The organism is Furfurilactobacillus entadae (genome assembly GCF_045862745.1).
GTDB lineage: Bacteria > Bacillota > Bacilli > Lactobacillales > Lactobacillaceae > Furfurilactobacillus > Furfurilactobacillus entadae.
This window is the reverse complement of record NZ_BQXN01000023.1, coordinates 26481-38802: the sequence shown is the minus strand read 5'-3', so window position 1 is coordinate 38802 and position 12322 is coordinate 26481. Positions and strand designations below refer to the sequence as shown.

Annotated in this window: 9 protein-coding genes and 1 rRNA gene; all 10 read right to left on the bottom strand. The window is 45.5% G+C overall.

Features of this window, described 5'->3' with window-relative positions:
- Positions 1-102: ribosomal RNA gene (locus tag ACKTR5_RS09410) — 16S ribosomal RNA — on the bottom strand; the annotation flags it as partial.
- Positions 103-600: 498 nt separating this feature from the next.
- Positions 601-2679, bottom strand: coding sequence for an LTA synthase family protein (locus ACKTR5_RS09405; protein ID WP_407881035.1), 2079 nt, complete (start codon positions 2677-2679; stop codon positions 601-603).
- A 185-nt stretch (positions 2680-2864) separates the two neighbouring features.
- Positions 2865-3122 carry a DUF1797 family protein gene (locus tag ACKTR5_RS09400; RefSeq protein ID WP_407881033.1) on the bottom strand — a complete coding sequence of 86 codons (258 nt, stop codon included), beginning with the start codon at positions 3120-3122 and terminating at the stop codon, positions 2865-2867.
- Positions 3119-4180 (bottom strand): lysylphosphatidylglycerol synthase transmembrane domain-containing protein, encoded by a 1062-nt coding sequence (locus ACKTR5_RS09395; RefSeq protein ID WP_407881032.1) that lies wholly within the window; start codon positions 4178-4180, stop codon positions 3119-3121. Before ACKTR5_RS09395 ends, ACKTR5_RS09400 begins: the two co-directional genes overlap by 4 nt.
- A gap of 2 nt (positions 4181-4182) precedes the next feature.
- Positions 4183-5205, bottom strand: a complete 1023-nt coding sequence (locus tag ACKTR5_RS09390; protein WP_407881030.1) for a glycosyltransferase family 4 protein — start codon at positions 5203-5205, stop codon at positions 4183-4185.
- A gap of 86 nt (positions 5206-5291) precedes the next feature.
- Positions 5292-6470, bottom strand: coding sequence for a glycosyltransferase family 4 protein (locus tag ACKTR5_RS09385; RefSeq protein ID WP_407881042.1), 1179 nt, complete (start codon positions 6468-6470; stop codon positions 5292-5294).
- Between the two features lie 248 nt (positions 6471-6718).
- Positions 6719-8449 (bottom strand): phosphoenolpyruvate--protein phosphotransferase, encoded by a 1731-nt coding sequence (gene ptsP / locus ACKTR5_RS09380; protein ID WP_407881028.1) that lies wholly within the window; start codon positions 8447-8449, stop codon positions 6719-6721.
- Positions 8449-8715, bottom strand: a complete 267-nt coding sequence (locus ACKTR5_RS09375) for a phosphocarrier protein HPr (protein WP_407881027.1) — start codon at positions 8713-8715, stop codon at positions 8449-8451. The genes ptsP and ACKTR5_RS09375 overlap by 1 nt, the downstream gene beginning before the upstream one ends.
- Positions 8716-9077: 362 nt before the next feature.
- Positions 9078-9260: a hypothetical protein gene (locus ACKTR5_RS09370; RefSeq protein WP_407881025.1), complete on the bottom strand. Its 183-nt coding sequence runs from the start codon at positions 9258-9260 to the stop codon at positions 9078-9080.
- 1 nt (position 9261) lies between these two features.
- Positions 9262-12192, bottom strand: coding sequence for a YfhO family protein (locus ACKTR5_RS09365; RefSeq protein ID WP_407881024.1), 2931 nt, complete (start codon positions 12190-12192; stop codon positions 9262-9264).
- Between the last annotated feature and the right edge of the window lie 130 nt (positions 12193-12322).

Sequence of the window (12322 nt, the reverse complement as noted above, 5' to 3'; positions counted from 1 at the left end):
CAAGTGCAAGCACCGTCAATCAAAAACGAAGATGCGTTCGACTTGCTTGTATTAGGCACGCCGCCAGCGTTCATCCTGAGCCAGGATCAAACTCTCAAATTAATGAGTTATTTGAACTAACTCTTGTTTTTGTTACTTGGTTATAAAGTGAATTGACTTCACAATTGTATTGTTTTGAACTTTCGGTCAAAGACCCTACACATTTGATTCGTCGAAACGTTGTTCAGTTTTCAAAGATCTAACTCGTTGCCTCAAGACAACTTAATTACTATATCATTTGGCTTTGAAATCGTCAAGCTTTTTTTATCAGGAAATATTCGATCAATCGCTTGTCGCTCAAGCACTCCCTGACAACATAAGCTATCTTATCAAAGCACCCTAGACCGGTCAAGCACCAATTTGCAAAAAAGCGGCCTTAAAACGAGATTCACATCCGGGATATCCAACAATAATCCGGTTCCAATTGCAAATTTGTTCGCTTTTAAAGTAACTCCACTTCACCGAAGTCGTTATTTCCCGGTAAAATCCCGACCAACCTCATCCACCCACAAAGGATTTCCGAACAAAAAAAGATTCCACAAATTGTGGAATCTTTTTTTGTTACTTAGTTTTAGCGACTTCAGGTGCATCCGTACTGTAGTCGTTCGTTGTTGTTTTACCGCCATTCTTGGCCTTTGCGCTAGTTGGATTTTCCTTTTGTTCCTTCTTCAGTCGTGCCTTTGTTGCACTTACTGAATAGTCGTAATCGGCCTTATCCACCTTTTTATAGCCCGTTGGCGTGTAAAAACGAAGGAGATCCCCTGTAATGATCTTATCCGACAAGCCCAGAACCTTATTAACGTGAGCCTGATCTGCCGCAACTTCCTTCTTCTGCGCGTCAGTCAACGATAACAGTTTTCCGGTACTTGTATCATAGACCTTGTTTCCGACCTTGGTATACTTCGGCGTTACGAAGTTACCATCTCTAAACGGTACGATTTGGTTCCGCTGTGTCGACAGCATGTCTTGTCCCATCATGATGTAATTGCCAGTCGTCTTAATGCCGAGTAAGTCCATCATGGTTGGCAATGCATCGATCTCACCACCATACGTATGGTTCACGCCGCCCTGCACACCAGGTGCATGAATCATAAATGGCACCTTTTGGAACTGGGCAAGGTCGTAATCCGTAACGGTTTTCTTCCCAAGGAGCTTTGCAATTGCAGGACGGTGGTTATTTGAAATCCCGTAGTGATCACCATACACGACAATCATTGAATTATCGTACATCCCCGCCTTCTTCAGGTAATTAATAAACTCACCAAACGCCTGATCCAGATAATGGGCTGTGACAACGTACCCATCCACAGTGTCATCCCCAGTATTGGTCTTTGGGAAGGAAGCGTCCTTTTTGCCCAACAAATAAGGATAATGGTTCGTGACCGTAATCACCTTAACATAGAACGGTTGTGGGAGCTGTTCAATATATTTAGAAGAATCATCAAGGAAGATCTTGTCTTTTAACCCATACCCAACGTTATTACTTGGTTTATCCGCATTAGGATAGAAGGCTTTACTAAAGAAGTTCTCGTAGCCCCATGCCTTATATGTGTTTCCACGATTCCAGAAACTTGGGACATCCCCGTGCATTGCGGCCGTTGTATACCCATGCTGGGCCAATACTGATGGTGCAGCTTGGAACGTGTTTGATGACCCATATGTCACCATGGCAGACCCAGTTGGCAGACCATAAAGGGAGTTTTCCATCATCATTTCTGCATCAGAGGTCTTCCCTTGACCAACCTGGTTATAGAAGTTATCAAACGCTGTTGTGTTCTGATCGTGATAGAACGCGTTAATGTTTGGCGTTACTTCCTGGTTCTTCCACTTATAATCAATTAGGAATTGTTGGAAACTTTCCAAATGGAAGACAAACACGTTCTTCCCTTGTTCTTTCCCGAAGTATTGGAAGTTTTCCCCCGCCGGATTTTCCTTCAGGTACGTCTTGACCGCCTGGAGATCGTCCTTTGAGGCTCTTTCCCGGCTGGTCTCTTGTTGGTGCGTTTGATAAATATTAAAGACTGCGTACTCGTTTAACCCTAAGTACTTCACAATGTAGTTATTATCAAATGTCCGGGTCAATAACCCTGACCGGTCGTTTACAGACAATCCGTAATCCGTCATCATCAAGGCCATTGCAAAAACCGTCATGGTCACGGCGAACCGCTTCTTTAAGGGCCGCTTATCTACCTTGATCAGTTTGGTCAATAACATGACAATTAAGAATGCCACATCAAGGAACACAAGGAAGTCCGTCGCGTGAAGAATTCCCGCCAACGACTTCCCAAGGTTATTATCAACCGCACCGGAACCTTTCATGATCCCCATTGACAGGAAATCCGAAAATTCACGGTAGTACAAAATGTTGGAAAATAACCACAAACTTTGAAGGAAGTCGATGATCATCATCAACCAGTAGGCAAGTTTTCCCCGAAAATACAGTGCGATCCCGAACAACAGCAGCGCCGTTGGAATTGGATTCAGCATCAAAATGAACTGCTGAATCGGCGTCGTTGCACCTAATGTAAACTTTGTCCGGTACGCAAGGTATGTTTTCAACCAAAACAACACCGTTGTCAGGATAAAAAAGCCGAGGGTCGTATTTAATTTGGCATACAGGCCCTTGAAGAATTTCGCCATGTGTTAGTCCTCCACGCCCCTCACATAACACCATGTCTAGGGGCTCGTTATCAATTTGATCGCTAAAATTGCTAAAGCGAAGCTTTAATCAAGCTTAAACTCAACAAATCCATATTATAGACAAACCCCGCACAATTTCAAACATTGGCGGGGTTCTTCATAAATTCTTAGTTGTCAGCCGAAATTTAAAAGACGGCTTCAAATTCGTTGAGTGCATCATAGATCACAACAGCCACCATATCGACATTGTCGTAACTAAAGGCTGGTGTTGTTCGCGCATCCTGAACCTGCCACTCTCCCGTTAGGTGATCCAATGAGACTTTGCAAACGGGAACGCCAAATTGCTCAAAGTATCGTGTTTGAATCGTTTGATGACGATCAAACTGCATGGCCCGAAGCCGTCCTATAATCGTTTCTAGCGGTGTTTTTTCTTCATCATTCATTTGTTTCCCTCTTGTTGTTTCATTAGTTCTTTGCGGTTCGTCGGTCGCTCAGTCACACGATCCGGTTTTAAAGCCATTGCCCACATCCCGGAGAACATCCCCAGGTAATACGTAATGATCCGCCATAAAATCATTGCCAACACCAACTTTGAGCGGCTAGTCACGTAACTTGCAAAGAGTGCTTCGAAACTGAATTCGGCGCCCCCTGCCCCACCAGGAATTGGAAACAGTGAAATCACCATGACAATGAGCACGTGTAGCGCCGTTACCATCAGAATATTAACGTGGCTATACCCCAGCGCCAACATGATGAAGTATGGAATGAGGTAGTAAATTGCCAGCTGAGCCATTGTCAATAACGCCACGTGAACCATGAGGCGCCATTGTGACTTAATGCGGAGACTTTCTAAATAAAAAGAATCAATCTTCTCATCCAGTGTTACCCGCCAACGCTCATATCGTTCTGGCTTAACAAACCACGCCAATGGTTTCATGCAAAGATTCACTAAGCGTTTGGTCATCGAATGCCAGAACATAATCATCAGCAGTCCGAGGATCACAACCAGGTGAATTAAGAAGCCAAAAACCACGAAAAGCGCCAAGTAATGCAGCTTTTCTGCAAGGTATTGAAAGCCAATTGTGAGTGCGATCAAAAAGTTGATCACGATCATGCCCTGATAAACGACAAACTTCATTAACAAGACAGAACTCGCCCGGCCACCATCCACCCCCGTTTGAATCATGGCAATCAGTTGTGCTGGTTGGCCCCCACTAGAAAACGGTGTGATCCCATTAAAGAGTTGTTCGATAAGCGGAATGCGAAGTGCGTCTTTAAACGTAAACCCACTAATTCTGTCATTAACAAACACCTGCATAATTCGCGCTTCAATCAGCAGGTACCCGACCATGCAGAGCACCGCGACCAGGAGCCACCACCCGTTGATGTTCAAAAAATCATGAATAACTTGCGCCAACGCGACGTTGCGAAGTGAATACGCAAAAATCCCAATCCCAATCAACAACATGATCACTAAAACAATGCGATTTCGTCGTGACATTCCTACTTTTCTCCTGCCTGTTCGCGGTAGAACCGGTGCCAGATCTGAGCCAAATGGCTAGCAGAATATTCATCCGCCCCCAATAAGGCCTGATCGTGCAAATGCTTCATCCCCGCTGGATTTGTTTGTAACGCGGTCAGCTTCTGCTGCATCCCGCTCACGTTACTCGCGCTTTCGTAATAGCCATCAATAATGGCACGGTAAAGATCCAGATCACGCAGTAACACTGGTGTTCCACAGCTAAATGCTTCTAACACCGACATTGGAAACAGTTCATTATACGACGGTAATAAAAATAAGTCAGCCATGTTGTAATAATCCACTAGGGCTTCCCGATCCACAATCCCAGGGAATGACAAGTTTGCCGGTGGATTATCCACCACCCGTTTTAAATCAGCATACCCATCTGTGATCCGGCCAAACGAAAATCCGCCAGCCCAGATAAACTGCACATCAGGATTGTTCTTTGCCAACGTAATGAAGTCACGAACACCTTTTCGTTCCTGAATTTGACCAATTCCTAGCACCGTAAAGCGCTTTTGATCATAGTGATAGCGGTCCCGGGTGGCCACCTTTTCTTCTGGAGTCATTTCATAGAATTCACTCTTGGCCACAAAATTCGGAATGTACGTAATTTTCCCGCGGGGAATATCGTAAGCTTCCAGCTTAGGAATAAACGTGGGGTTCACCACCACAATGTGATCCATCCGCTTATAAAACGAAATCAGGTAGTGATAAAAGATTTGCTTAGCGACCGGTGGCAGTTTAAGACTCCCCTCCATGGTCTCCGGTAAAAAATGCACGTACCCAATTTTTCGTCCGCGACCGGGTAAAAAAGTCGATAAATAGTAGGGAAAATTCACTGTGTGATAGTGTGTGATGTCAGCGCGCCCCCACTTATTGATCCGCACATCAAACTCACCATCAAAATTATCTCTCAATAATTTGACCAGCTCCATGTAAGCACTGCCGACCCCCTGGCCAGGGACAGACGTTGCCGCTGAAAACATGTTAATTCGTAACATTACTGACTCCTCAAACATTCCTTTAGTTTAAAAAACACGTGTTCCCAACTGACTAACCGCCAGCCGGCAACACGTGTTTGACAAAGTTAATCACTCAACTTGGCTGATTTTTCACTATCTTCCTGATAGATTAACTGCGCATCGGCATAGAACTGAATAATTCGTTTTCCAAAGGCATCTGCAGAAATCTCGTACAGGATCCGTTGACGCACCGACCGATCTGACAAGTCAACCCGGTTAGCTAGGTAGTCGCACACCGCGTGCACCAATTCATCCTGTTGATGAAAGGTTTGCCCGACTGCCGGAACTGTTAATAGGTCATCCGCGTACGGACTACTCATCACCACAATTGGCGTGTGCGCAGCAATCGCCTCGATGTACGTAAGCCCCTGTGACTCTGAATCACTGGCCGAAACAAAGACGTTTGCCATCTGATAGTATTGGTAAACTTCATCATTAGCAACTTCACCAGTAAACGTGACGTGATCCGCTAACTTCATGGTCTTAACCTGTTCTTCCAGATCTTCACGCGCCGGACCGTCACCAACAATTAACAATTGTGCCGTTGGTTGTTCAGCCAGCACATCTGGTAACGCCATAATGATTTCATGAATATTCTTTTCAAACGCAAGCCGTGATAAGGAAAGCAATACCGGCGTTGTCGCTGAAAAACCGAACTGCTCACGGAGATGATTTGCCTTAACTTGTTCATACTGCGGCAAATTCACACCGGTCGGAATAACCCGGATCGGCGTTTTGACGCCGTAAGCCGTCAAGGTTGTCAGCACTCGTTCAGACGGTGCCACAACCCCCTCAACCCCGCGCAGGTAGCCACGTGTCATGGTTTTAACCTGTCGTGGCCGTAATAATTTTCCGTTTGCAATGTAGTGTAAATAATCTTCATACATTGTGTGGTACGTATGGATAACGGGGATTTTTAACGTATGGGCAATGAATTTCCCCATTAAGCCCATCGAAAACTCGGTCTGCGTATGAATAATGTCAAGGTGGAGATCCTTAGCGATTTGCAACGCATGAAACATCCCCCGGACGGCAATGCGCCGATCAGTGAATGAAACGAACGGAACTGATGGAAACCGAAAAATATTCCGTTCATACACGTCCTTATCAACCTTCGGGTCTGTTGACGTAAAGATGTACACTGAGTGACCATTTTGTTCTAATTGGTCACGAAGCGTTTTTATGGAAGTGGCCACACCACTTACCTGCGGAAAATATGTATCAGTAAATATCCCGATATTCACGCTGGTGCCCCCTTCCTCTTCGTCAGTCGTCAAGTTCATTGTTTCATCCATTAAAATAATCAAGTTACATTATACGGATTGGCTGCAAAGATAGCAAATCCGAATGATGTCTATTCCTAATCATTCTAAACTAGTCCACCATGCGATGCCAATCACAACGTTGCCAATCAACCATTTAATGCTAAAAATTAACTTTTCCACAAAAAAGAACCAGCCCATAAATGGACTGGTTCCCCCTAATCGTTCAACTAATCAACAATTTGTTTCATGTAGTCATTAACAAGAGCGGTCACTTCATCGTTTGTTTCCGCATCAAGAGCCTTTTCGACCAAGGATGCTGTTGAAACAGTGTCTAACCGCTTCATTAATGAACGAGTTTGAAGCATTGACGTTGCACTCATTGAGTACTCGTCCAAGCCCATGCCCATTAACAATGGAACGGCAACCTGGTCGCCGGCCATTTCACCACACATCCCTGCCCACTTACCTTCAGCATGAGCCGCGTCAATCACTTGTTTAATTAACCGTAACAACGATGGGTTGAGTGGTTGATACAAGTAAGACACGTGTTCATTACCACGGTCAGCAGCAAAGGTGTATTGAATCAAATCATTGGTTCCAATACTGAAGAAGTCTGCATACTTAGCCAACTTGTCCGCAATTAGGACCGCCGCCGGCACTTCCATCATCATTCCGACGTCCATGTGGTCAGCCACTTTGACGCCATCGTTAATGAGGTTTTGACGTTCTTCATCATAGATTGCTCGTGCACGTTTGAATTCGTCAACCGTTCCGATCATTGGGAACATAATTGCAATGTTCCCAAAGGCAGAGGCACGCAATAATGCCCGCAACTGTGGCCGGAATAAGTCTGGTTGGTTCAAACTGATCCGAATGGCCCGGTAACCCAAGAACGGATTCATTTCTTCAGGCAATGGTAAGTAGTCAAGGTGTTTGTCCCCACCAATATCCATGGTCCGAACAACCACTTGCTTACCGTGCATGTCTTCGGCGGCCTTTTTGTAGGCCTTGAATTGAGTCTCTTCATCGGGTAATTCAGAGCTATCCATGTACAGGAACTCTGAACGGAATAAGCCAACTGCTTCCCCACCGTTATCATTAACAGCAGTGATGTCATCGGGAGTCCCAATGTTTGCAGCAATCGTGAATGACTTGCCATCCTTAGAAACGGATGGTTGGTCACGTAATTTATCCCATTCAGCCTTTTGCTTAGTGAAATCATCACCCTTTTTGGTGAAGGTCGCAATGTCATCAGCTGATGGATCAACAACACCGACACCATCAAGACCGTCAACAATCACCTGGTCACCTTGCTTAATGGCCGTTGTGGCAATTTCAGTCCCAACGACAGCAGGAATTTCCAGGGTCCGACTCATAATTGCCGAATGTGATGTCCGCCCACCAAGATCCGTAATGAAGCCCTTAACGTACTTCCGGTCCAGTTGTGCGGTATCACTAGGCGTCAAATCGTGAGCCACGATGATTACTTCAGAGTTAATCAAAGCAGGATTGGGTAAATTCTTACCCAGCAAGTGACTCATAACCCGTTTGGTTACGTCACGTACGTCAGCTGCCCGTTCCTGCATATAAGCATTATCGGTCATGCCTTCAAAGATCATAATAAATGAATCCGTGATCTCCTTCAGTGCTTGTTCGGCATTAACCTTATCAGAATCGATCTTGCTTTCCATCTGCCCAATCATTTCTGGATCGGTCAGAATCGTGATGTGCGCTTCAAAAACTTCAGCTTCTTCAGCACCCAAATTCTTTTCAGCAACGGCTTTAATCTGTTGCAGTTCTTCAATTGAAGCATCTAAAGCACTGTGCAACCGTGCCTTTTCAGCATCAACATCGGAAATCGTCTTCTTTTCAAACGTTAAGTCCGGATCAACTAACATGTAGGCCGAAGCAACGGCAACACCATTACTTGCGGCAATCCCGCTAAGCTTCTGAGTCATTAGTCAGACAAACCTTCTTTTGTCATGGTTTCTGAAATTGCGTTGATGGCGTCTTTTTCGTCAGCGCCTTCAGCTGAGATTGTTACATCAGCATCTTTACCAACACCAAGTGACATAACACCCATGATTGACTTCAAGTTAACTGACTTGCCATCGTAAGCCAAGTTAATTTCTGAAGAAAACTTGGAAGCAGTCTGAACCAGCAAAGTGGCTGGACGTGCGTGTAAACCTGTGTCTGCAATAACGTGAAAGTCTTTAGATTCCATAATAATTAATCTCCTTAGTTCTCTTAAATTTGTAAGGGATTTCTTTGCCGTGAAAACGGCGATTTACCAATCACCTTCTGTATCATAGTAGCATATGTTTTTTACAAAATACAAGCTTTCGCAAATGAATTTATTTGCACAAAGTAAGCGTTACCATTGTTAACCTTATCACATCAATGGTCTAGACCCTAAAACTTTTTTTAGTCGCAGTGAGCGTCCTTATCATCGCGCTTAAAGACGGCCTCAACAGTGTTCCCCCATGACAAGTTAACCCCGTCAAACTGATTACCAACCAGCTTGACGGGGTTAACTTCACTTCACAAACACTTTATTTAGTTGAGGAATCGCCTTTAGTCCATCACTTAATCCGTTTGGTAATGGTACGTTACTTCCCCGCCGCGCGTTGCAGCACCCACAATTCGTTGCCGATACTCCACGTTCATTAACGCCTGTTGAAACGCCATGAACTGATCAGGCGTAACCGTCAATTCATCCAACGTGCCGTCGTGCAATTGTTCCAATTTTGCTGCATAGTCTTCATTCATCTCATTCATTTCCTTTCGATCGACGGTCAATGAGCCGGCTAACAGCCAACCCGCTCGCAAGAAGCCCCAGAAGCACAACCATTACTCCGGTGATCAGTGCGCCCACCGTTAGTCCTGGTGTGTGGTAGGTTAACACCACCTGCTGATGACCGGCTTTTAACAGTTTGATTCCGACAAAGGCTCGGTCTGTTTTGATAATTTTTGCGGGCCGGCCGTTAATCGTTGCAGACCAGCCCTTCGCATACGGAATGGAGGAGGTCAGGACGCCGGCCTGCGTCGTTGTCACATGTCCAGTTACCCGGTTATGACCCAATTTTAATTGTTGCAAGCCGTTTCGTTGAATTTGTTGAACTTGTTTATCATAAGCACTCGCCATTGGTAAGCCCACAAGTTGCAGTTTAAACGTGTATTGACCGACCTGCCCCAGTTGTAGCTTCATCCCGTTCGTTAGTTGATGTTTACCAACCCAGCCAAGGTTTAAAACCCCGGCCGTTGTTGGTTCAAACTCACTCAAATTGGTTTCAGGAATTTGGGCCAATGAGTTCGTTACATCACCATTAGTAATGGTGATCCGCCACGCCTTGTTCGGTGAACCAACGGCAACATCCCGTTTGAAGGCATCCCACGTCCCGTGAACATCCGTTTGATTACTGCCGGAGGACAACACCCCATTTAGTCCACCCGACGAGAGCTTATCAATGGCAATTCGATCACGCAAACTGGGTTCATTATACGTCACATCCGTGATTAGTGCGCGAACTTCCATTCCCGCGTACTGCTTTGCATGCGGGATATACAGTGTATAGGCATCATTCTTGTTCGTATGTGCCAATCCGCTGGTGCTGACAAGATTTTCCTGACTATCATACATTTGGTACGGAATAACAACACTCTGTGGCGTCAGTGTCGTTTGCTTCAGTCCACTTGGATCTGCAATCGCCGTCGCTGCCGATAAACTGGCTTCCTTTTCATTGGCGTCCATTGCTGTGTAAGTTTGATTACTAATGACATGCGGTTGAAAATAGACCAGCGGAAAGTTAGCCGTCGTTTGATAAACCTGAACATCCCCATTCTGCCCATAGAAACCTTCATTTAAACGAGTTGTCTCGCCGTACGCCGGTTCATAATTCGCCGGAAGGTTTGTTTCAGATGATAGCGGTGAATTTGCGTAAAGATCGCGTACGCCCAAGAAGTTTAGGACCCGGGTTCGATCATCAAACTGTTGAATCGGTAAGTTCAATTCCCGCTGGTTGTTCAATAAATCGTGACTAAACTGGGTTAAGGCCCCATTTTGTAACGAATAAAACGAGCTCGTGTTTGATTGGGTCGTTAAAAAATTGTTCGCGATAATGTTATCTTCGGCTGCCGCGGAATCCCCCGCCGTCACAAAGTTGCTCACATTGCTGGAGCGGTAAAAACTTGGTGCGTTTGGCGTTGTTTCCCCAGCCTGCGCCGCTAACGTTGGTTGTGAGGCAAGCGCACTTGGCGCCGTTCCGTACGGCTCATTAATTAGGGTCGCTGCTTCCCCACGGGGGAGGAATTGATGAATGTCATACGCCGTATTTTCAAAGTTAAACGCAACAAAGATGTTCACCACCACTAATGACAACAAGACACGCGGTTTCAGTAACGCCGGCCGAACCGTCCCAGCGACAAAAATTCCTGCGTAGACCACCAGAAATAATAATTGTGGTAACAAGGTTGTTGAAGTGCCCTGCATGATGACCGCACTGATCAACATCAGAATCAAGACAACACCCGTCCATTTCAAAATCGGGAGCCAGTCTTCCAGGGTCATTTCCCCTAATTGTTCGCTAAAGGTCGCAATCATTAATGCCATCGGTAATGACATTAAGAACAGCCACCGATTTGAGGGCGACGTCGCCCCGTTTAACGTTGCGGCAAACATTGGCAATAATGCCATGACCGCAGCAAGGATCATCGTGCGACTGACCAATGGAAACTGGCGATGGTGCAGCAACGTCCAAATAACGACCAACAGCAGCATGTTAACGGAAAGTGTGTTTAACCAAAACGGGTCGACATTAACGTTACCCACTAGCGCACTCGGCAAACTCAAATAGTACTGTAAGGAATAAAACTTCATGCCACTGGCAAACGGAACGTCAAAGCGTGGTGATGCTTGCAACGCAGCCAATTCAGGAACAGTAATCCAGGCGGTGGTTACTGCGCCAAGTAATCCGCTCACCGCTAATCGGCCCAAATTTCGCCAATTTCGTTTACTAAAGGGTTGTGGTAGTTCGCACCAGCGAAGCACCAGATACACGATCCCGCCAACGGCTAAAAGTGCGGCCAAATAAAAGTTAACCGCAATCGCAAAGTACACGACAATCCCAAAGCCCCACGCTGACCGTCCTTGAAGCACAGCTTCAATTGCAACAATGAGTAACGGTAGTAAAATCAACGCATTAATAAAGAACGGTTGAAACAGACTGGCGTAGATGGCAAAGCCACTGCTCAGGTACACCAACGCACCCAGCCAAATACTCCAATTTTTCAGACGTAAATGGCTAGCACAATATGTGAAACTTAGTCCCGCACAAAAAACGCGCAGGATGGAAATGATCTGGAACCCCAAGATCAATGAGGATTTTTTAAAAAGGAGACTCAAATAAGCAAACGGATCGCCAATAACATAGTAGGAAAACGTTTGAACGGTATCTGCACCAAGGCCAATGTGCCAGGACCACTGGGTCGGCCCTGCCGCCAAATGATGCAACCAGTCAACCAGTAATTGCCGGTACGACAACATAATCGGGACATGCTGATGAAGGACATCGTGTGTCGAGATTAATGAGTACCCAAACATGAGGTCAACACCGTACGTCACTGCAAAAAAAAGACAGAAAAAGAGCACGTACCCACCATAAAGTTTTCCCTTCGAACGTTGTGCAAATGAAAACTTCATCATGAGTCGTGCTCCTTTAATTATCCACTAGGTTAATGATGGCAACCCATCAATTCTTTCATTATGAACAATCTTAAATCAAGGTGCAACTGAAAGTCTGCGATTAAATTAGCGGGGACTCTCAATCCAGCCC

What these genes read in the sequence shown, in the direction of transcription:
- ACKTR5_RS09405 (WP_407881035.1), bottom strand. Translation starts at nt 2,679, where the DNA reads ATGGCGAAATTCTTCAAGGGCCTGTATGCCAAATTAAATACGACCCTC.
- ACKTR5_RS09400 (WP_407881033.1), bottom strand. Translation starts at nt 3,122, where the DNA reads ATGAATGATGAAGAAAAAACACCGCTAGAAACGATTATAGGACGGCTT.
- ACKTR5_RS09395 (WP_407881032.1), bottom strand. Translation starts at nt 4,180, where the DNA reads ATGTCACGACGAAATCGCATTGTTTTAGTGATCATGTTGTTGATTGGG.
- ACKTR5_RS09390 (WP_407881030.1), bottom strand. Translation starts at nt 5,205, where the DNA reads ATGTTACGAATTAACATGTTTTCAGCGGCAACGTCTGTCCCTGGCCAG.
- ptsP (WP_407881028.1), bottom strand. Translation starts at nt 8,449, where the DNA reads ATGACTCAGAAGCTTAGCGGGATTGCCGCAAGTAATGGTGTTGCCGTT.
- ACKTR5_RS09375 (WP_407881027.1), bottom strand. Translation starts at nt 8,715, where the DNA reads ATGGAATCTAAAGACTTTCACGTTATTGCAGACACAGGTTTACACGCA.
- ACKTR5_RS09370 (WP_407881025.1), bottom strand. Translation starts at nt 9,260, where the DNA reads ATGAATGAAGACTATGCAGCAAAATTGGAACAATTGCACGACGGCACG.
- ACKTR5_RS09365 (WP_407881024.1), bottom strand. Translation starts at nt 12,192, where the DNA reads ATGATGAAGTTTTCATTTGCACAACGTTCGAAGGGAAAACTTTATGGT.